We start from the raw sequence: 20258 nt of genomic DNA, 5'->3' as shown, positions 1-20258 counted from the left end.
GTTTGTCACCAGGGGTTGATGGCTACCCGTTCTACCCCCACTGACGTGCAGTCGGGGTAGACATCGGGCTTTCGGGTGGAAACACGCACGGCATGAATCTCTTGCCGCTGGAGCAATGCATCACAAATCCCATCACAAAGGGTTTCTTGTAATTCGTGATGCCGCTCGCCGACGCATTCAAAAATCGTTTTCCGGACAAAGTCGTAATCGACGGTTTCCGAGATGTCGTCTTGGGTGGCAGGGGCCAGTTCGAGCTTCACGCACAGATCCACATCAAACCAGATGCGCTGTGGTGCGGTACGTTCAAAGTCGTGTACACCAATGCGAACCATCACCTCATGCTGGCGCAGGCTCAGTGCACGGCAATCTGTGGCCAGTCGTGGGTCTATGGCTCCAAAGGCCAGAAGAATGGAGTTCATTAATGGGCAGCCTCTTCGATGGCCCACATCACATCCCTGCTCAATGGAATGAGGTGCTGGCCGTTGTCTGTTCTGAGTGTGCAGCCATTGATGCTGGGGTTTTGTGCCATGAATAGCGCCCCTTGGGCCACATCTGCGGGGTCAATGCGTTTTTGAACTAGGTTAACCAAGCTGGCTTTGTCGAAATTGGTCTGGGTTTGTGGGCCACTGAGATACATCAGTCCTGGCGAGAGTCCACACACCCTGACTGTGGGAGCCAGTGCCTGCGCCTGCAGCGCCACGCTGCGCTCCAGCGCCAGCTTGCTGACGGTGTAGGAGAAATAATCGGGATTCAGGTTGTGCACTTTCTGATCCAGCACATGGATTACGCAATGTGTCCCGTGGGCAACGCCAGATCCTTGGCGCACTCGGTTGTAGAGGGCATTGGCCAAAAGCAGCGGAGTTACCGTGTTGACCTGGAAGTGCCTTTGCAGTCCCTCGGCGGTTGCCGAGGGTGCGTCATCCGCCTCGAAAATCGAAGCGTTGTTGACGATGCACTGCGGAGGCTGTCCAGTGAGCTGCACGCACTGATCCATCAGCAGCTCTGCCGCATTGTCTTGGGCAAGATCCATGTCCACCAGCAGGCAGTCTGCTCCAGCATCTTGCACTTCCTGTCGGGTTTTCTGTGCGCTGTCTTTCGATGTGCGGTAGTGGCACAGAACGCTCCAGCCCGCTTTGGCGAAAGCCAGGGCGATTTCTCGGCCAAGCCGGTGGGCGCCCCCGGTGATCAAAACCCAGTTTTTATTGTTCATGTGAGTTTTGCAATGGGTGCAGCTGTAGAGGGTGGGGTTGTTTCCTGTGCTTCAAGGATGCCGCGTACAAAAAAACCCAGATCCTGTGTAAAGTAGAGTTTTTCCATGGGGCGCAGCAAGAAATCATCAGGAAGAGCACGGAAGAAAAGCAGGGCTCTGCCGCCATCTTCGCCGCCGTACTCTGCCAACTCGGAGTTCAAGCGGTAGCCCTCTGCTTGGGCCCCGGCAATCACATGCTGGTAGGCCGAAAGTGCCGGATTTTTATCCAGCGGCCCTGCAGGTTGGATGGCGTCAGGCAGGCTGAACATCACATTCACCTTGCGCACATTCAACTCTACGCTGAACCGCAGTGGAGACTTGAGTGAATTATGTCCTTGCTGTGCGGTCAGTGTGTAGGTCGCTCTGCATCCCGTGCGCAGAAGTGGTGTGAGCTGGAGCTTTCGTGACTGGCAGGCAATTTCTTGTACTTGCTGAGGAATGAGCTTATCGAGAATGGTATGGGTAATGTTGGCAAGGCGTTTTTCGCTGCGTTGACCAAACACCAGCCCGATCACAATAAGGCTGACAGGCAGCGCTACGGTGAGCAGGCTGATGGCTGCTGTCATGGACTCTTTGTCCCGGTTGAAGACGGCCCATACCACCAACCCGAGGCCGCCCAGCATGACGGCGAGAAATACAATGACCAGAACTCCACGCGCCCACAAGGGCAGCGCCAAAGACTGTAACCAACGCACGACCTCAGACGAGGGCTGTGCGCTAGAAGGGTTGGATGAATCGCTCATGTGGTGTGCATAGAGGGCGTTTTGTCGGCGGGCGAATTATGACTGTCCTCACTGAAGAACTTGCTGAACACATTGCCCAGGCCATTGCCGCCGAGGGTGGATGGCTGGGTTTTGACCGCTTCATGGCCTTGGCTCTGTACACGCCCGGCCTGGGCTACTACGCCAACGACTCCACCAAATTCGGCGCCCTGCCCGAATCGGGCAGCGACTTTGTGACCGCGCCCGAGCTCACGCCCCTGTTCGGCCAGACGCTGGCCGTGCAGGTGGGCGAGGCGCTGGAGCGCACTGGCACCCATGAAGTTTGGGAGTTTGGCGCAGGCTCCGGCGCGCTGGCGCTGCAGTTGCTGGATGCGTTGGGCGACCAGGTGCAGCGCTACACCATCGTCGACTTGTCCGGCAGCCTGCGGGCCCGCCAGCAGGCTAAGCTGATCGCTCACGCCCACAAGCTGCGCTGGGTGGATGCGCTGCCCGAAAAGTTCAGCGGCGTGGTGGTGGGCAATGAGGTGTTGGATGCCATGCCTGTGCAACTTCTGGCGCGCCACGGTGGCCAGCAAGGCGGTGTGTGGCACGAGCGCGGTGTGGTGGTGGCAGAAGACGGCAGTTTTGCCTGGGCCGACCGCCCCACCGACCTGCGCCCGCCCATCGATATCGAAGGCCCGCAGGACTACCTGACCGAAATCCACGCCCAGGGCGAAGGCTTCATCCGCATGCTGGCCGACCGTCTGGAGCGGGGTGGGGCCTTCTTGCTGGACTATGGCTTTGGCGAAGACGAGTACTACCACCCCCAGCGTCATATGGGCACGGTGATGTGCCACCAGGGCCATTTGGCCGACGGCGACCCGCTCGTCGATGTGGGCCGCAAGGACATCACCGCCCACGTCAACTTCACCGCCATGGCTCTGGCCGCGCAAGAGGCGGGTATGCAGGTGCTGGGCTACACCACCCAGGCGCACTTTCTCATCAACTGCGGTTTGCTATCAAAAATGGAGCTGCTCGCGCAAGCGGAGCGGGCGACAGCGGCCAAATTGATCATGGAGCACGAAATGGGCGAGCTGTTCAAGGTGTTGGCCCTGGGCGCGGGCGATGCGTGGGAGCCCGTGGGGTTTTCGCGCGGAGACCGGTCGCACCGGCTTTGACTGCGCAGGCACCCCATGCTCCGCTGGCTCATCGTCATCTTCCTCGCGCTGGTGTTCATCAACGGCCTGTCGCCGCTGCTGCAGCGCCTGGGGCTGGGCCGCCTGCCGGGCGACTTCAAGTTCAAGCTGTTTGGGCGCGACTGGTTCATTCCGCTGGCCAGCACCGTGCTGCTCAGCTTTGTGGTCAGCCTGATTGCCAAGTGGGTGTGAGCGGGATTGCAGGAGAGGTCTGAGCGCCCTCTGTGACGGGTGTCAATGGCTTCAGTCCGCAGAGGCCTGCAGCGCATCCATGAATGCCTTGCGCCACCAGTGCACATCGTGTTCCTTGATGCGCGCCATGAGCTTCTGGTGGCGCGCCTGCCGCTCGGCCAGCGGCATCTGCAGCGCCTGCTGGATGCTGTCGGCCATGCCCTGGGGGTCGTAGGGGTTCACCAGCAGTGCTTCTTTCAGCTGCTCTGCCGCACCGGCAAAGCGTGACAGCACCAGCACGCCGGGGTTGTCCGGGTCTTGCGCCACCACATATTCCTTGGCCACCAGGTTCATGCCGTCGCGCAGCGGGGTGACCAGCCCCACGGCGGCGGCGCGGCACAGGCCCGGCACGCGTTTGCGCGCCACCATGCGGTGGATGTAGCGCACGGGCATCCAGTCCAGCTCGCCATAGTCGCCGTTGACCGAGCCGCACAGGCCCTCCAGCTCCTGGCGCAGGTCGGCATAGGCGTGCACGTCATCGCGGCTGGGCGAGGCGATCATGATCATCGTCGCGCTGCCCCGGTTTTCGGGGTAACGGTCCAGCAGCTCGCGGAAGGCGCGCACGCGATGCGGGATGCCCTTGGAGTAGTCGAGCCGGTCAATGCCCAGCAGCAGGCGCCTGCGCGAATACTCATCGCGCATGTTCTCGTAAGTCTCCACCGCGTCGGGGGCGTGCGTGAGGCGCGTGAATTCGTCCACGTCGATACCGATGGGAAACGACTGCACCACCACCGTGGCGCCAAAGGCGCGCACGCGCTTTTCGTCCACCGCTTCGGCGCCTCCTTCGTTGCGCACATAGCGCGTGAAATGCGCCACATCGGCCTCGCTTTGCAGGCCCACCAGGTCGTAGGCGAACAGCGAACGCATCAGCCATTCGTGCTGCGGGATGGCCGCCATGATGAGCGGCGGCGGCATGGGGATGTGCAGAAAGAACCCGATGCGCTGCTTGCAGCCCATGGCGCGCAGCTCGGCGGCCAGCGGGATCAGGTGGTAGTCGTGCACCCAGATCACATCGTCGTCGCGCAGCAGCGGCAGCAGCTTGCGCGCAAACATCTGGTTCACGCGGCGGTAGCCTGCGATGTAGCTAGCGTTGAAGTCGGCCAGGTCCAGCCGGTAATGGAACACCGGCCACAGCACGCTGTTGCTGTAGCCGTGGTAGTAGCTGTCGTGGTCTTCGCGGCACAAGTCCACGGTGGCCAGGGTGACGGGGCCGGCCTGGCGGGTGTGCAATTCGCTCTCGCCGGGTGTGCCGCCCTCCACCACCGTGCCGCTCCAGCCAAACCAGAGCCCTCCGGTCTGGTTGAGGGCTTCACCCAGGGCCACGGCCAAGCCCCCGGCGGCGGGCTTGCGCGGATCGGCAAGGCGGTTGGAGATGACGACGAGGCGGCTCATGGACCGATCATCGTTGTAGATCGGTCCCCACCGCTGTCGGACAGCGCCTCAAATCACGCTGTCCCAGGGCGCCGACAGGCGCACGGCGGCGTTGATCACGCCCACCATCGAATAGGTCTGCGGGAAGTTGCCCCACATCTCGCGGGTGTCGGGGTGGGTGTCTTCCGACAGCAGGCCCAGCGGGTTGCGGGCGGCCAGCATGGTCTCGAAGATGGCCCGCGCCTCGGCCTTGCGGCCAATGCGCGCCAGCGCGTCGATGCGCCAGAAGGTGCAGATGTTGAAGGCCGTCTCGGGCTTGCCGAAGTCGTCGGCCGCCTCGTAGCGCCGCATGTAGGGGCCATCGCACAGGCTCTTTTCCATGGCCTCCACGGTGCTCACAAAGCGCGGATCCTTGGGGTCGATGAGACCCACCTCGGCCATCAGCAGCACGCTGGCGTCCAGCTCGTGCCCGCCAAAGCTCTCGGCAAACGCCTGGCGTTCTTCGCACCACGATTGGTCGAGAATCTCGGCGCGCATGCGGTCGGCATGGTGCTGCCAGTGGCTGGCGCGGTCGGCCAGCTGCAGCGTGGCGGCGATCTTGGCCAGCCGGTCGCAGGCGGCCCAGCTCATCAGGGCCGACGAGGTGTGTACCCGGGCGCGCGTGCGCAGCTCCCACATGCCCGCGTCGGGCTGGCCGTACACGCGCACGGCGTTGTCGCCCACCTGTTCCAGCCGCTTGAATTCGGCCAAGCCCGCGCGGTGCAGCAGGCGGTGGTCATGAAAGGCCTGGGCCGCGCCCAGCACGATGTTGCCGTACACGTCGTGCTGAAAATGCTCGGCCGCCTGGTTGCCCACGCGCACCGGGCCCATGCCCCGGTAGCCCGCCAGCTGGGGCACAAAGCTTTCGGGCAGGTCTTTCTCCAACCCGATGCCAAAGAGCGGCTGGATGTGGCCGTCGCCGCCTTCCACCACCACGTTGCTCAACCAGCGCAGGTAGTCCTCCATGGTGCCCACTTCAGAGATGCTGTTGAGCGCGCGCACCACAAAAAACGCATCGCGCAGCCAGCAGTAGCGGTAGTCCCAGTTGCGGCCGCTGTGGGCGGACTCGGGGATGCTGGTCGTCATGGCAGCCACGATGGCGCCGGTTTCTTCGTACAGCGACAGCTTGAGCGTGATGGCTGCGCGGATCACCGCGTCCTGCCACTCCAGCGGGATGGCCAGCGCGCGGCTCCAGCTGCGCCAGTAGGCCGTGGTCTCCTGCTCGAAGTGGCGGGCCGTGTCGGCAATGCCGTCCACCAGAGTTTCGTCGGCTCCCAGCAAAAAATTGTGTTCGCGCGTGAGCACAAACGCCTGGCCCGACAGCACATGCGACACCGGTGCATCGGTGGACAGGCGCAGTGTCATGCCCTCGCCCACATAGCGGATGTGGTTGCTGCCGCGCGTGATCTCGGGCGTGGTCTGGCCCCAGTCGTAGCGCACCTTGAGCGCCACCCGGATGCGCGGCGCGCCCTGGATGGGCCGCACCCGGCGCACCAGCGTCATGGGCCGGAAGTAGCGCGAGCGATTGTAAAAGCGCGGCGCAAAGTCGGTGATCTCGATGCCATGTCCCGCCTTGTCGAATAACTGCGTGCGCAGGATGGCGGTGTTCGGCTCGTACCACTGGTGGGCCGATGCCAGGTCTTCCACCTCGATCGCAAAGTGGCTGCCCTCATCCCCGGGCTGCAGCAGGGCGTTGAACACCGGATCGCCATCAAAGCGCGGCAGGCAGCACCACACCATGCGGGCGTGGTCGTCGATGAGTGCGCTGATGGCGCAGTTGCCGATCATCCCAAGGTTGAGCGAGCCCGCTTGGGGGTGTGTGGTGGCGGTGTTCATCGTTCGCGCTCCAGCGTTGTGCGTGCAGACGACAGCCAGCCCCGCAGTGCGGCTGATGTCATGCAGCGGTGTTGTGCCATGGTGGGCCCTTCGCCCACCTTGATGCCCCAGCCGCCCAGCGACTGCACAGCGGCAAAGCCGGCCTCGTCGGTAACGTCATCGCCCACAAAGACCGGCGTGCGGCCCGCAAAGGGGGGCTGCGTCATGAAGTCGATGATGGCCTGGCCCTTGTGAACGCCACGGGGTTTCACTTCAAAGACACATTTGCCGCGCAGCAGTTCCACACCGTCCACCTCGCGCATGGCTTGCACCAGCGTGTCGTGGCACAGGGATTCGAGGTGGGGCGCCAGGCGGTAGTGCAGGGCGACGCTCACGCGTTTGGTCTCCACCAGCAGGCCGGGGTGGCGCGCGGCCAGGGCCTGGGCGGCCTGCAAGACGGGCTCCAGGGCGGGTGGTGCGGTGGCGGGCACCGAAGTGTCAAAGAGGCGGTATTGGGCCCCATGTTCGCTCGCCAGTGGCAGGCGCAGCGGCGCCAGAAATCCGTCGATATCGGCTTCGGGCCTGCCGGTCACGATAGCCAGCGCGCCACCCAGCTGGGCGTGCAGCGATGACAGCGTGGGAATCAGCCCCGAGGCGACGCGCACCGCCTCAGGGCGCGGCGCCAGCTCGGTGAGCGTGCCATCGAAATCCAGAAAAAGCGCATGGGCAGTTGTCAGTGTGGGGAGCAGCTGCATGCGCCAAACCATAGCAGACGCTGCAATGCAGGCACGGCCACCAGGGGGATTCAGGGCTGGTAAACGCGCGCAAGGTCTGCGACCGGTTGCAACGGGGGTGGCCGCAGATGGCAACGCATACTCTTGAAACAGCGCACCTGCGGCGCCATGTGATCAGCAAGCTTTTTGCCCCTAACCCTTGCCGCGCCATGACCGAAGCCCTGCACATCGTCTGCCCCCATTGCCATACCACCAACCGCGTGCAGAGCGCCGACCTGGGCAGCGCGCCCGATTGCGGCCAATGCCATCAGCCACTTTTTACAGGGGCGCCGCTGGAGCTGGATGCGACCAGCTTTGACAAGCATGTGGCGCGCAGCCATATCCCGGTGCTGGTGGACTTCTGGGCCCCGTGGTGTGGTCCCTGCCGACAGATGGCGCCCGCCTTTGCGCAGGCCGCCCGCGAGCTGGAACCCGGCGTGCGCCTGGCCAAGCTCAACACCGAAGACCACCAGGCCATTGCGGCGCGCTATGCCATCCGCAGCATTCCGACCATGATCCTGTTCCAGCAAGGGCGCGAGGTGGCGCGCATTTCGGGCGCGCTGGGGGCTGCGGACATCGTGCGCTGGATACGCTCGGTGGTGTGAATCCGCGAGCCACAGCGATATTGCCGGGGGCTGTCGGCCTCTCGCGTCTGCCGTGATCTAGGCCCCGTGGGGTTCTGGCGAAGGTGATGCACCGCTGTGCAGCCACTGCGCCACAGCTTCAATGCGCGCCTGGTGGATGAGTTGACCCACTTGTGGGCCGGCCAGACCATGGGCGGCAGCGTGGGCTGCAATGTCGCGGGTGACCACGCTTTGCACGGCGGCCAGCACCCCCAGCAGGCGTGGGCGCTGCGGGTAGGCGGCGTCTTCAAACCCCAGGCGGCCTCGCGCATCGCATTCGCAGGCCAGCAGCACATCGGCAAAGCGCTCGGGCTTGCGGATGGCGTCGCAGCGCTCCAGCAGGCGCACCAGCGCTGCTGCGCCCAGGTCGCCGCTGCGGTGGATGTTGCCGTGCTCACGCGCCACCACGTCGGCGGTTTCGCGGCAGTCCACGGGCACGCGCAGCCGTTCGGCCACGTTGCGCAGCAGTTTGGCGCTGCGCTCCTCGTGGCCAATGTGGCGGGGCAGGATATTCGCTGGCGTGGTGCCTTTGCCAAAGTCATGCGCCAGGCAGGCAAAGCGCACCACCAGTGGCGCGTTCAGCCGGGCGGCCATGTCCAGCACCATCATCAGGTGCACGCCGGTGTCCACCTCGGGGTGGTGCAGGGGCGGCTGGGGCACGCCCCACAGGCGCGCCACTTCGGGCAGCAGCACCTGCAGCGCCCCGCACTCGCGCAGCACCTCGAACATGCGCGAGGGCTTTGCTTCCATCAGGCCGCGCGCCAGTTCCTGCCACACGCGCTCGGGCACCAGGTGGTCCACCTCGCCGTGCTCCACCATCTCGCGCATCAGCTGCATGGTTTCCGGTGCCACGGTGAAGTCGGTAAAACGCGCCGCAAAGCGGGCCACGCGCAGGATGCGCACCGGGTCTTCGCGGAACGAGTCGGTCACATGCCGCAGCAGCCGGGCCTGCAGGTCTTGCACGCCGTGATATGGATCAAATAGTACGGTAGCGCCCGTTGAATCAGCGCTGCTAGCTATGGAATTGATAGTAAGATCGCGCCGGGAGAGGTCTTCTTCCAGTGTGACGTTGGGCGAGCTCTCCACCACAAAGCCCCGGTAGCCCCGCCCGCTCTTGCGCTCGGTGCGGGCCAGCGCGTATTCCTCGCGCGTTTCAGGGTGCAGAAACACCGGAAAATCGCGGCCCACGGGCAAATAGCCCAGTTCCAGCATCTGCTCGGGCGTGGCACCCACCACCACCCAGTCGTGGTCATTGACGGGGCGGCCCAAAAGGCGGTCACGCACCGCGCCGCCAACCATGTAAATTTGCATGGGGCCGAGTTTATAGAGCTGGGCCCACCCTGCTGCCGTTGTGTGTAGCGCCTTTATCGTTCTGTCTGCCCATGTCCATCGCTTCCTCCCTCACCATCGCCCAGCCCAACCCCGACGGCAGCCTGCCCGTGCCCGCAGCACCTGACGCTGCCGCCAACGCCGCTGCCGAGGCACTGCAGCGCGAGGCGCAATTCGAAGCGCTGCAGACCCAGGTGGCGCAGTTGCAAGAAATCCTGGCCAAGCCGCTGACCGAGATCCTGGCCGAGCACGACAAGGCCAAGGAGGCCGCCGCCGCGTGGGATTCTTTCGGGGCGATGTGGATGCTGTCGCAGCGCGCCATGCGCCGCGTGGCGATGGATTTGGCGGCCCAGCAGGGCGTGAGCGAGCAAGAGGTGGTAGCCCGCGCCCTGGCCTATGCCAACCAGGTGCTCAATGTCGAAGACGAAGACCTGGGCGGCACCGTGGCCCCGGCGCAGTTGGCGCACATTGCGCGGCACAAGCCGTTTTTGCGCAAGCAGTTTCGGTAAGGCCGAACTGCAGGGCGCACACCCCGGACTTCAGCGCCCCAGCCGGTAGGGTTCCTCAAAGTCCAGAAAGTCTTTTTCCGCCAGCGCTTCGTCGATCCAGGCCTTCACGCCGGGCAGCTCGCGCACGCGCTGCACATAGGCGGCGATGTGGGGCGGAACGGGCAGGGCGTACGTGTGCAGGCGCATGCACACGGGGGCAAAGTAGGCGTCGGCCACTGTGAACTGGCCGAACAGCATGGGCCCGCCGTGCTCCTGCAGCAGTGCGCCCCACATCTCCACCAGGCGCTGCACGTCGGCGCGTACGCCGGGCTGGTCGCGCCAGATGAGGGCGCCGGTGTCGGGCAGGAGGGCCTCGATGTTCATGGGGCAGTGGCTGCGCAGGGCGGTGAAGCCGCTGTGCATCTCGGCGCAGACGCTGCGCGCGCGGGCACGGGCTTTTGCGTCGGCTGGCCACAGCTGCCGGTCGGGCCAGGTTTCGGCCACGTATTCGGCAATGGCCAGCGTGTCCCACACCACCAGGTCGCCGTCCACCAGCACGGGCACCTTGGCGGTGGGGCTCACGGCGCCGATGGTGCGCTTGAACTCTGATTGCGCGTCAAAGCTGTCAAAGCGCACGCGCACTTCGTCAAACGCGATGCCTGCCTGCTTGAGCAGCACCCAGGGGCGCATGGACCAGGACGAGTAGTTCTTGTTGCCGATGTAGAGCTTGAGCATGGGGTTCCTGTCAGTCATTCCAGATGGAGCGCGTAGCAATGGATCCGGCCTGAGCTGCTTGACCCGTTCACTGAACGCAGTCGGTGTGCCGCGCACAGGTCGAAAAGCTCCACCTGAACGGATATTTCAAGTTCAAAGAGGCCGACTCGATGACCATGCTAGCGCAGTCTTTAGGTTGGCAGGGCTTGCCACTGATGATCATTTGCGCGGCCATTGATGCGCCCTCCGCATGGGCTTCCCACCGATCCCGGCTGGCGCCGGGTGTCGTCCGGCTGCTGTGTGGTTTTACACTACGCAGCATCGCCTGCCGCGCCTTGTCTAGGGCGTGGTTCCGCTCCCTCTTTGCAAATGACCATGATGGATTCTTCCCAGGCAGATTTTTTTGGCGACGGACAGTCCCCGTCTACGCACCATTCCCCTTCCCCGCCGGAGGCCAGTCGTCTCAAGGTGTTGCCGCGTGGACGTGAAAAGCTCAGTCCCGCGCAACAGCGGTTCAATAAATTGCTGGCCCGTGTGGAAAACCTGGGCCGCCAGTTGCATGACCTGCAACAGCTGGCTGACAAGCTGCGGCCCCCTCATTTGGCGCGGATGGCGGAGCTAAAGCGCAAGATGGACGAGGCGCGCCGCGAGATGCTGGTGTTTCTGCACCAGCGTTTGCAGCGCAAAGGCTTGACGGCTGCGCAACAGAAAGCGATGCGCGAAATTTTGCAAAGCCTGTTGCCATCGAGCGGCCCCGTGGATGAGTCCGACCCTGAGTTGGCCGAACTGTGCTCTATCTATGCACCACCGCCTCTCGAAGACGACTTGGGTGACCAGGCCAATATGGTGCGTGAGCAGATGCTGGATATGGCTCAGAGCGTGTTGGGCAAAAACTTGGACCGGGAGGCGTTCAAGGGCATCGATTCGCCGGAAGAGTTGATGGAAGCGCTGATTCAGCAAGTGCATACCTTTCAGGAGGCAGAGGATGCGCGGCAGGCCGCGCGCCGCTCTCGCCGTCCTCCATCGGCCCGTCAGCTCAAGGCCCAGGAGCAGGCCCAGGATGCCAAGGCCGCGTTGCGCTCCATTTACCGCCAGCTCGCCAGCGCACTGCACCCCGACCGCGAGCCTGACCCCGTGGAGCGCGAGCGCAAGAGCGCGTTGATGAGCCAGGCCAACGCAGCGTATGAGCGGGGTGACCTGACGGCGCTGTTGCAGTTGCAATTGCAGGCCGAGCAGGTGGACGAGGCTCATATTGCCCAAATGGCCGACGACAAGCTGGCCGCTTTGTCGCTGCTACTCAAGGATCAGGTTAAAACGCTGGAAGGCGAATTGGGAGACGCAGAGATGCGCCTGAGCGTTGAGTTGGGCATACCCGTGGGCGCCCGGATGAAGGAGGCACTGCTCACGCGCCTGCTGCAGGAAGAGCAAGAGGAGCTGGCCCATGTCGTGTCGCAGATGCAGGACGACTTGGTGCGGGTGCGTGACGATGCACAGCTCAAGCTCTGGCTGCGTGAGCAGGCGGCACTGGCCCGCGAACAGGAGCGGGAGGAGGCCTTTTTGGCGCGCCTGGGCGGCGGGTTTTTCTGACCCGCCCTCCCAGATCCAGGGGGGATCACACGGGCCAGACCACGCCGTTGTCGTTCAGGATGGCGTCCAGCGGCAGGTCGAACTCTTCGGGCTCGAACTCGTCCAGATAGCCGTTGGTAAAGCCCAGCCCCACGGTGAAGGGTTTGGGCTGCAGCGTTGCCAGGGTGCGGTCGTAAAAGCCGCCGCCGTAGCCCAGGCGGTAGCCGCCAGCGGCGTAGCCCACGCAGGGCACAAACAGCAGCGTGGGCACGATCATTTCGGTGTCTTTGGGCTTGGGGATGCCGTAGGCGTCTTCCTCCATGGGGCAGCCGGGGTACCAGGCGTGGAAGGTGAGCGTCTTGTGCTCCTTGTTCACCACCGGCAGGCCGATGCGGCGGCGCAGGGGCTCGTCGAGCAGCTCGCCGTCTTCCTTCCAGCGGTGCAGGGCTGGCAGGGGGTCGAATTCGCCCTTGATCGGCCAGTAGGCGCCGATCACGGTGTCGGGCCGGTTGACCAGCCAGATGCGCATCACCTGTTGTAACAAATCGGCCCGATGTAGGCGATCAGGCAGGTTGAGGCGTTCTTCAATCAATGCGCGCCGAAGGGCTGCTTTGTCCATCAGATAATTCCCCCATGCAATTGCTCAGAGCGATTTTGACACCCCTTGTGGCCGCCGCTGTGCTGGCCACTGCAGCGCCCCTTGTCCAGGCGCAAAACCGTGGCGACGACACCTTGCTGGAGATGCACCAGGCCTTCCGCAAGGGCGACCGCAAGAAGCTCGAACAGCTGCTGCCCGCCGCACGCGGCCACGCCCTGGAACCCTGGGCGGCTTACTGGGAGTTGAAACTGCGCCTGGGCGAGGCCAGCCCGGCAGAAATCCAGGCCTTTTTGAAGCGCTACGCCGGCACCTACCAGGAAGACCGCCTGCGCAACGACTGGTTGCTGCTGCTGGGCCAGCGCCGCGACTGGTCGCAGTTTGCCGAGCAGCACCCCAACTACCGCATGTCGGACGACAAGGAAGTGCGCTGCTACTCGCTGCTGATCGAGACCCTGAAAGGCACTGCCCCAGCCACGGCCGCTGACGAGGTGCGCCGCAACTGGTACGCACAGCGCGACAGCGACGACGGCTGCACCCATGCGGCGGGCGAGCTTTACAGCTACAAGCAGCTCACGGCCCACGATGTCTGGCGCAAGGCGCGCTTGGCGGTGGAAGCCAACCGCGTGCGCTCGGCACGCGCTGCGGTGGAAATCGTCTCGCCTGAATCTTCGGCCCAGGTGAAGGAGTTGATGGATTCCCCCACCAAGTACCTGCAGGCCCGCGCCACGGCGCGCGGCAAGGTGCGCCAGGAATTGGTGACGCTGGCGCTCATCAAGCTGGCCCAGGGCGATGCGGACAACGCCGCCACGCAGCTCGACAACAAATGGAGCGTGCACCTCTCGCCCGAGGAGCGCAACTGGGTGTGGGGCGTGATTGGCAAGCAGGCGGCGCAGCGCCTGTCGTCTGATGCCTTCACCTACTTTGGCAACGTGACCAAGGACTCTGACCTGACCGACGACATGCTGGGCTGGAAGGCCCGCGCAGCCCTGCGCGCCGGCCAGTGGAAGGTGGTGCGCAAGGCCGTGGAAGCCATGGGCGACGACGCCCGCCGGGACAGCACCTGGGTGTATTGGCATGCCAAGGCGGTGCTCAATGGCAAGCCCAGCGATGCCGAGCGTGCCGAAGCCCGCCAGGCGCTGGAAAGCATTGCCAGCCCCAAGGGCTTTTACGAGCAGCTGGCCCTGGAAGAGCTGGGGCAGCGCGTGGTGGTGCCCCCAGCGCCTGCGCCCCTCACGGCCGAGGAAAAGGCTGCTGCCCGCGCCAACCCCGCGCTCAACCGCGCGCTGTACGCCATCTTGCTGGGTATTCGCGGCGAAGGCGTGCGCGAGTGGAACTACGCCACCAACCTGCACACCCCTGGCGGCATGAGTGAGCGTGAACTGCTGGCGGCCGCCGACTTTGCCTGCCAGCGCGAGGTGTGGGACCGCTGCATCAACACCAGCGAACGCACCAAGACCGTTATCGACGTGAACCAGCGCTTCCCCATGCCGTTTCGCAATACGGTGGTCGAGCGCGCCCAGGGCATTGGCCTGGACCCCGCCTACGTCTACGGCCTGATCCGGCAGGAAAGCCGCTTCATCATGGATGCACGCTCGCATGTCGGCGCCTCTGGCCTGATGCAGGTGATGCCCGCCACCGCGCGCTGGACGGCCAAGAAGATTGGCCTGACCGGCTTCACGCCCGACCAGATTTCGGACCGCGACACCAACATCACCATCGGCACCGCTTACCTCAAGCTGGCGCTCGATGACTTTGCAGGTTCGATGCCTTTGGCCGCTGCCGCCTACAACGCCGGCCCCGGCCGCCCCCGCAACTGGCGCAATGGCCCGGTGCTGGACGCCGCCATCTGGGCCGAAAACGTGCCCTTTGCAGAAACGCGCGACTACGTGAAGAAGGTGCTGGCCAACACCACCAACTACGCCGCTTTGCTCACCGGCCAGCCTCAGTCGCTGCGCAGCCGCCTGGGCACCGTGGGGCCACGCGATGCAGCGTCGCCGGTAGTGAACGCCGACTTGCCCTGAGAGGCCAGCAGCGGGCGCGGAATGGGTTGCGGGCACTGACCGTGCCCAGTATGAGTTTGCTATAAAAAGAGAAGCTGCTGGCGCTTGCTGCATAAGCGCTATAGGCATATTTGATTCATAAAGAGGGAGGGCGCCATGGCGCGAGGGAAGCTGGCGGTTTGGGCCGCTGTGTTGGTGTGGTCGGTGGGCTTGCAAGCGCAGCCCGTGTACAAGTGGGTGGATGCCAACGGCAAGACGCATTACGGCTCGCAGCCTCCGGCGGACAAGGACGATGCCGCCCCGATGAAGCTGCAGGGCACCAATGGCACCACCACGGGCAGCGCGTCGGGCCCCGCTGGTTCAGGGGGCGGCAAGAGCACTTCGACCAAAGGGGTGGAGTACAACGCCGACGGCACCAAGAAGATTCCTGAGGGCGTCAAAGACATGGCCGAAGGGCTGCGCAAGTCGCTTGGCACGGTCGATAGCAAGCAGGTGCCCATGAACTGCGCCGTGGCGGTGAGCAACATCCACTACCAGGCTGACCTGATGCTGGAGGTGGGCCAGAAAAACGTGCGCGATGGCTACATGACCCAGACTGCCTTCGACACCACGGCCCCCAAGATCCGCGAGGCCAAGGGCAAATACAGCGTGGGCGACTGCCAGTCGTCCAGCGGCAACAAGAAGTCGTTTTACCAGTGCATGTCCAGCAGCAACAACCACGTGACGGGCTGCGACCGCCAGTTCAAGCACTGAGCCAGAAGGCCCCTGGCCAAACCTCCGCCCAATCAGCCCGCCTTCGCGCGGGCTTTTTTGCGCTTGCCCGCAGCAGCCTGGGCAGCCGTTCAGGCGTTGTGCAGCGCCTCGCCCTGGCGCACGGCGGCGCCGGAGCGTTCCAGGTCCGCCACCAGGCTGTGCAGCCATTGCGCCTTGGGCTGGTCGGCAAAGTGGGCCTGGTGCAGCAGGCCGAAGTAGGGGGTGCCATCGGCCCACTGCTGTAGTGCGGGCACGGTGGTGTGCTGCAGCTCCAGCAGCTTGTACTTGAGCAGCACCTTGGCGGCATACAGCGCGTGTTTGCCGGGGCTGCGCACAAAGCCTTCCAGGCGTTTGCGCGCCGTGGCCAGGGCGCGGGGTGCATCGGTAAACACCGGCCCGTGGCCGGGGATCACGGTGCGCGGAGCCAGCCTCTCGATCACGTCCAGCGTGGCGGCCACTTCGTCGAAAGCGGCTGTGCCCTCGATTTCCGGAAACACCACGCCGAAGCCGTTCTCCCACAGGGCGTCGGCAGAGATCAGGGTGGCGCTGGCGGGCTCAAACAGCACGACCGAATGCGGGTCGTGCCCGGGCGCTGCGTGTACCTCCCAGGCCAGCCCCGCCAAGGGCACCGTGGTGCCCGGCTGCAAGGGCGCATCGGCGCGAAAGCGCGGGCAGTCCTGGCCCGTGGGGGTGTAGCTCAGGGCGCTGGCGTCCCACTGCTCCACCAGCGCCATCTGGCCTGGCGGGATGTGGGTGGTGGCGCCGGGCCAGGCCGCCTGCAGCGCGGCGTTGCCACCGCAGTGGTCGCTGTGCAGGTGGGTGTTGAAGATGCGCTGCAGTGGCTGCGCGCCCAGCAACCCTTGCACCAGGGCCAGGGTTTGTTCGCTGTGGGTGCAGTAACCGGTGTCCACCACGGCGGCCCCCTCAGGGCCAATGCAGACCACATTGTTGGCCGAGAGCCAGCCGCGCTCCAGCACGGTGATGCCGGGGGGCAGTGGGGCGGGGGGGGATGCAGTCATGGGGTCGGTAGGCAGGGCAATGGCAACGGCTTCAGCGTACCGCACAGCCGGGCTGCGAGGGGCCTCCAAAAACCGTGTTGGTCTTGTGGCCCCCGCACGCCATCACGCGGTGGGGTTGCGCAGCTCCCGCCGCAAGATCTTGCCCACGTTGGTCTTGGGCAGATCGTCGCGGAACTCGATGTACTTCGGGCGCTTGTAGCCGGTGAGGTTTTCGTGGCAGAACGCTGCCACGTCGTCCTCGGTCAGGGCGGGGTCGTTCTTGATGATGAACACCTTGATGGCCTCACCCTGCTTCTCGTCGGGCACGCCAATGGCTGCGCATTCCACCACGCCAGGGCACAGGCTGATGACCTGCTCCAGCTCGTTGGGGAACACGTTGAAGCCGCTCACCAGAATCATGTCCTTCTTGCGGTCGATGATGCGGGTGTAGCCCTGCGCGTCCATGATGCCGATGTCGCCCGTGCGCATGAAGCCATCGGGGGTGAAGGCCTTGGCGTTCTCTTCGGGCTGGTTGTAGTAACCCGTCATCACGTTGGGGCCGCGGATGCAGATCTCGCCCGACTCGCCCTGGGGCAGGCTGTTGCCCGCATCGTCCTTGATGGCGATGTCAATGCCCGGCAGCGGCAGGCCGATGGAGCCGGTGAACTCGGTGTTGGTCACCGGGTTGTTGGTGCCGATGGCGCAGGTCTCGCTCATGCCCCAGCCTTCGATCATGGTGCTGCCTGTGACCTTCTGCCACTGCTTGGCCGTGCCTTCGCTGGCGGCCATGCCCCCGGCTTGCGACACGCACAGGTGCGAGAAGTCCAGTGCGCGGAACTGGGCGTTTTGCAGCAGCGCATTGAACAGCGTGTTCACGGCGGGCAGCATGTGAAAGGGGCGTTTTTTCAGCTCGGCCACAAATTTGGGGATGTCGCGCGGGTTGGGAATCAGCGTGAGGCTGGAGCCCTGGCGGATGGCCAGCAGGCACAGCGTCAGCGCGAAGATGTGGTACAGCGGCAGCGCGGCAATGCTGTTGGCCTTGGTCACGTCGCCAATCTTGGCCAGGGCGGGGGTGAACCAGGCCTCGGCCTGCAAGGTGGCTGCCACGATGTTGCGATGGGTGAGCACTGCGCCCTTGGAGAGGCCCGTGGTGCCGCCGGTGTATTGCAAAAAGGCAATCGAATCGAGCGTGGCGGTGCTGGGCGCGAGGGTGCGCCGCTCGCCCATTGCCAGGGCCTTCTTGAAGGAGACCACCTTGCGCCCGTTGGTCAGGGGTAGCTCGTATGCCGGCACCATCTTGGCCAGGTGGCGCACGGCGAAGGTGATCCATTTGCCAAACCAGAAGCCCAGCAGGTCGCCCATCGATGCCATCACCACATGCTGCACGTTGGTGTGGTCCACCACATCGGCCAGGGTGTGGGCAAAGTTTTCAAGAATGACGATGGCGGTAGCGCCCGAGTCCTTGAGCTGGTGCTCCAGTTCGCGGGCGGTGTACAGCGGGTTCACGTTCACGCAGGTGTAGCCTGCGCGCAGCACGGCCGCCATGGTCACGCCAAACTGCGGAATGTTGGGCAGCATGATGGCAACACGCGCACCGGGCTGCAGGCCCAGGCCTTGCAGGTAGGCACCCAGTGCGCCTGACAACCGTTCCAGCTCGCCGTAGTTCATCCACCGGTCCATGCAGACCGAGAACGGGCTTTTTGCGTGTTTGCGGAAGGACTCTTCCAGCAGGTGGGCCACAGAGCGGTACTGCTCGGGGTTGACGTCGTGCGGTACGCCCGGGGGGTAGCTCTTGAGCCAGATCTTTTCCATGCGCTTTCCTTGTGCTCGCCAGTGGGTGGATAGACAGATAAAACAGCTTCAGACCCATTCTGGAAGGTGGAGGGCGCCAGGGGTTATCGGGCTTGTCCTAGGGTGCGGGGCATATCCGTCTCAAAGGCGACAGAAAAGCCCACAAACACAGGGGGCGGCGGGCACAGGCCTTCGTGCAAACTCAGGGGCTTCGGCTTGAATAGTCCTTTGTCTCATCGGGTCTTGTGCCCCCTTCTCATGATCGCGCGCCTTCAGACAACTTTCCTGCTCTTTGCGGTGCTATACGGCGCTGCCTGTTTGGTGTGGTGGTGGCCGCAGCAGCCCTTGTGGGCGGTGCTGATGGCGCTGCTGCCGCTGTGGGGGCTGGCGGCGGTGCTGGCTGTCGAGCTGGTGCTCATGCAGCGCCTCAACCGGCGCGATGCCGTGCCTTTGGCCACCGCAGCGCAGCTGCTTCGGGCGTGGTGGCATGAGGTGGGTGCGGCCCTGTTGATTTTTGGCTGGCGCCAGCCTTTGTGGTGGCGCAGCCCGCCCGACTGGTTGCCCGAGCAGCCTACTGGTCTCAGGGGCGTGGTGCTGGTGCATGGCCTGATGTGCAACCGGGGCGTGTGGCTGCATTGGCTCGGACATCTGCGCGCTGCGGGCCATGCGCATGTGGCCGTGAATCTGGAGCCCGTGCTGGGCTCGATCGATGGCTATGCCAAAGCCATTGATGACGCGGTGCGGCGGGTGACCGAGGCCACCGGCTTGCCACCCGTGCTGGTCTGCCACAGCATGGGCGGCCTGGCCGCCCGGGCCTGGCTGCGCGCCTATGCGGCTGACGCGCGCGTGGACCGTGTGCTGACGCTGGGAACACCCCACGCTGGCACCTGGCTGGCCCGCTTCAGCCATACAGAAAATGGCCGCCAGATGCGGATGAACAGTGCCTGGTTGCAGGCGCTCAAGGCCCAGGAACCGCCCAGCCGGGCGAAGCTGTTTGTGTGCTGGTATTCCAACTGCGACAACATCGTGTTCCCCGCCACGGTGGCGGCTTTGCCAGGGGCGCAGCACCGGCTGGTGACCGGCGTGGCCCATGTGCAAATGGTGCTGAGCCCCCAGGTGGTGCAGGCCTGCCTGCGGGAGCTGGAAACCCCCGTGCCTGAGCTGAGTGCGCTTATGCGGTGAGGGCTTCCTCGCGTTCGTTCGCAGCAAACTCGGGCTGGCCTTTCAGCGCCTGGTAGATGGGCGAGAAGTCTGCCGCCGTCATGTCAAACAGCTGCTGGAAGCTGTCGATCACGAAGTAGGTTTGCTGGAACGTGTCGATCTTGTAGCGGGTGCGCATGGTGCGCGCCAACTGCAGCGGCAGACGTTGCGGCTCGGGGCTCTGCACGGAGTACGGCAGTTCACCTGACGAACTGAGGATGCCCGCACCATAGGCCCGCAGCCCTTCGCTTTCGCGAATCAGCCCGAACTCGATGGTGTACCAGTACAGCCGCGAGAGCATTTCGCAAGCGCCCAGCCCATGCGCCTTGAGACCGCCCTGGCCATAGCGTTGCACATAGTCTGCGAACACCGGGTTGAACAGCAACGGCACGTGCCCGAACAGGTCGTGGAAGATGTCGGGCTCGACGATGTAGTCGAACTCCTGCGGCGTGCGAATCCAGTCGGTGACCGGAAACTTGCGGTTGGCCAGCAGGGTGAAGAAAGGCACCTCAGGGATCAGCCCTGGCACGGCCACCAGCTCCCAGCGGGTGGCGCGGTAAAGCCGCTCGTTCACTTCATCGAAGCGCGGGATCCGGTCGCGCTCGCCCAGGGAGGGCAGGGCGTCGATGAACGCCTGGCTTGCCAGGCCCGGCAGCAGCCGGCTCTGGCGCTCGTACAGGCGCCGGTAGGTGTCGTGGTCGGCCTCGGTGTAGGCCGCGTAGTTCTGAGCGCAGGTGTAGTCAGCGCCCGCGCGGGCATAGTCGCCGCGCGGTGGGCGCTCGCTGGCGCCGTAGACAACGGGTTCAACGGCCATGGTGCCTCC

Annotated in this window: 20 protein-coding genes; 8 read left to right on the top strand and 12 right to left on the bottom strand. The window is 64.5% G+C overall.

What is annotated here, in order from left to right:
* Positions 1-5: 5 nt before the first annotated feature.
* From BDD18_RS07630 to BDD18_RS07620, 3 genes are read right to left on the bottom strand one after another with little or no spacing between them, the layout of a single operon-like run.
* Positions 6-419 carry a dihydroneopterin aldolase gene (locus BDD18_RS07630; RefSeq protein ID WP_142082271.1) on the bottom strand — a complete coding sequence of 138 codons (414 nt, stop codon included), beginning with the start codon at positions 417-419 and terminating at the stop codon, positions 6-8.
* Complete coding sequence (locus BDD18_RS07625) at positions 419-1210, bottom strand: SDR family oxidoreductase (protein WP_142082268.1); 792 nt, start codon at positions 1208-1210, stop codon at positions 419-421. The genes BDD18_RS07630 and BDD18_RS07625 overlap by 1 nt, the downstream gene beginning before the upstream one ends.
* Positions 1207-1992, bottom strand: coding sequence for a hypothetical protein (locus BDD18_RS07620; RefSeq protein WP_142082266.1), 786 nt, complete (start codon positions 1990-1992; stop codon positions 1207-1209). The genes BDD18_RS07625 and BDD18_RS07620 overlap by 4 nt, the downstream gene beginning before the upstream one ends.
* Before the next feature lie 38 nt (positions 1993-2030).
* Between BDD18_RS07620 and BDD18_RS07615 the strand changes: the two genes are divergently transcribed.
* Together BDD18_RS07615 and BDD18_RS07610 are read left to right on the top strand one after the other, a co-directional pair.
* Positions 2031-3128 (top strand): class I SAM-dependent methyltransferase, encoded by a 1098-nt coding sequence (locus tag BDD18_RS07615; protein ID WP_142082264.1) that lies wholly within the window; start codon positions 2031-2033, stop codon positions 3126-3128.
* Positions 3129-3143: 15 nt separating this feature from the next.
* Entirely contained in the window at positions 3144-3338 is a 195-nt protein-coding gene (locus BDD18_RS07610; protein WP_015015883.1) for a DUF2905 domain-containing protein, read from the top strand.
* 51 nt (positions 3339-3389) lie between these two features.
* Here the strand turns inward: BDD18_RS07610 and otsA are convergent, their stop codons facing one another.
* Genes otsA through otsB form a run of 3 tightly spaced genes read right to left on the bottom strand, consistent with a single transcriptional unit; the run spans position 3390 to position 7357 of the window.
* Entirely contained in the window at positions 3390-4769 is a 1380-nt protein-coding gene (gene otsA / locus BDD18_RS07605; protein WP_142082262.1) for an alpha,alpha-trehalose-phosphate synthase (UDP-forming), read from the bottom strand.
* A 48-nt stretch (positions 4770-4817) separates the two neighbouring features.
* Positions 4818-6623, bottom strand: coding sequence for a glycoside hydrolase family 15 protein (locus BDD18_RS07600; protein WP_142082260.1), 1806 nt, complete (start codon positions 6621-6623; stop codon positions 4818-4820).
* Positions 6620-7357 carry a trehalose-phosphatase gene (gene otsB / locus BDD18_RS07595; protein ID WP_142082258.1) on the bottom strand — a complete coding sequence of 246 codons (738 nt, stop codon included), beginning with the start codon at positions 7355-7357 and terminating at the stop codon, positions 6620-6622. Before otsB ends, BDD18_RS07600 begins: the two co-directional genes overlap by 4 nt.
* A gap of 188 nt (positions 7358-7545) precedes the next feature.
* Between otsB and trxC the strand changes: the two genes are divergently transcribed.
* Positions 7546-7980, top strand: coding sequence for a thioredoxin TrxC (gene trxC, locus BDD18_RS07590; RefSeq protein WP_142082256.1), 435 nt, complete (start codon positions 7546-7548; stop codon positions 7978-7980).
* Between the two features lie 57 nt (positions 7981-8037).
* Here trxC and BDD18_RS07585 read toward each other — a convergent pair whose 3' ends face one another.
* Entirely contained in the window at positions 8038-9309 is a 1272-nt protein-coding gene (locus BDD18_RS07585; RefSeq protein WP_142082254.1) for a multifunctional CCA addition/repair protein, read from the bottom strand.
* A 71-nt stretch (positions 9310-9380) separates the two neighbouring features.
* Between BDD18_RS07585 and BDD18_RS07580 the strand changes: the two genes are divergently transcribed.
* Entirely contained in the window at positions 9381-9836 is a 456-nt protein-coding gene (locus tag BDD18_RS07580) for a hypothetical protein (RefSeq protein WP_142082252.1), read from the top strand.
* Positions 9837-9866: 30 nt separating this feature from the next.
* Here BDD18_RS07580 and BDD18_RS07575 read toward each other — a convergent pair whose 3' ends face one another.
* The gene (locus BDD18_RS07575) at positions 9867-10550 is read right to left on the bottom strand and encodes a glutathione S-transferase family protein (protein ID WP_142082249.1); all 684 of its coding nucleotides are present in this window, start codon (positions 10548-10550) and stop codon (positions 9867-9869) included.
* A 354-nt stretch (positions 10551-10904) separates the two neighbouring features.
* Between BDD18_RS07575 and BDD18_RS07570 the strand changes: the two genes are divergently transcribed.
* The gene (locus BDD18_RS07570; RefSeq protein ID WP_142082247.1) at positions 10905-12116 is read left to right on the top strand and encodes a J domain-containing protein; all 1212 of its coding nucleotides are present in this window, start codon (positions 10905-10907) and stop codon (positions 12114-12116) included.
* 25 nt (positions 12117-12141) lie between these two features.
* On the opposite strand, the gene BDD18_RS07565 is transcribed toward BDD18_RS07570, so the two are convergent.
* Positions 12142-12714, bottom strand: a complete 573-nt coding sequence (locus BDD18_RS07565) for a 5-formyltetrahydrofolate cyclo-ligase (protein ID WP_142082245.1) — start codon at positions 12712-12714, stop codon at positions 12142-12144.
* Positions 12715-12728: 14 nt separating this feature from the next.
* Here BDD18_RS07565 and BDD18_RS07560 point away from each other — a divergent pair, with 14 nt between their 5' ends.
* Together BDD18_RS07560 and BDD18_RS07555 are read left to right on the top strand one after the other, a co-directional pair.
* Positions 12729-14714: a lytic transglycosylase domain-containing protein gene (locus BDD18_RS07560; RefSeq protein WP_142082244.1), complete on the top strand. Its 1986-nt coding sequence runs from the start codon at positions 12729-12731 to the stop codon at positions 14712-14714.
* 135 nt (positions 14715-14849) lie between these two features.
* Complete coding sequence (locus tag BDD18_RS07555; protein ID WP_142082243.1) at positions 14850-15446, top strand: DUF4124 domain-containing protein; 597 nt, start codon at positions 14850-14852, stop codon at positions 15444-15446.
* Between the two features lie 89 nt (positions 15447-15535).
* Here the strand turns inward: BDD18_RS07555 and BDD18_RS07550 are convergent, their stop codons facing one another.
* Both BDD18_RS07550 and BDD18_RS07545 read right to left on the bottom strand, forming a co-directional pair.
* A complete protein-coding gene (locus BDD18_RS07550; RefSeq protein WP_142082242.1) occupies positions 15536-16465 on the bottom strand; it encodes an MBL fold metallo-hydrolase in 930 nt (309 codons plus the stop codon).
* Positions 16466-16567: 102 nt separating this feature from the next.
* Complete coding sequence (locus tag BDD18_RS07545) at positions 16568-18256, bottom strand: AMP-binding protein (protein WP_142082241.1); 1689 nt, start codon at positions 18254-18256, stop codon at positions 16568-16570.
* A gap of 237 nt (positions 18257-18493) precedes the next feature.
* On the opposite strand from BDD18_RS07545, the gene BDD18_RS07540 reads away from it, so the two are divergent.
* On the top strand, positions 18494-19417 hold the full coding sequence (locus BDD18_RS07540; protein ID WP_142082239.1) for an esterase/lipase family protein: 924 nt from the start codon (positions 18494-18496) through the stop codon (positions 19415-19417).
* On the opposite strand, the gene phhA is transcribed toward BDD18_RS07540, so the two are convergent.
* The gene (gene phhA / locus BDD18_RS07535) at positions 19407-20249 is read right to left on the bottom strand and encodes a phenylalanine 4-monooxygenase (RefSeq protein WP_142082237.1); all 843 of its coding nucleotides are present in this window, start codon (positions 20247-20249) and stop codon (positions 19407-19409) included. The genes BDD18_RS07540 and phhA overlap by 11 nt on opposite strands.
* Positions 20250-20258 lie beyond the last annotated feature (9 nt).

Source organism: Acidovorax temperans (assembly GCF_006716905.1).
In the GTDB taxonomy this organism is placed as follows: Bacteria; Pseudomonadota; Gammaproteobacteria; order Burkholderiales; family Burkholderiaceae_C; genus Acidovorax; species Acidovorax temperans.
The sequence above is the reverse complement of the archived record's forward strand: the minus strand, read 5'-3'. Positions and strand labels throughout refer to the sequence as shown.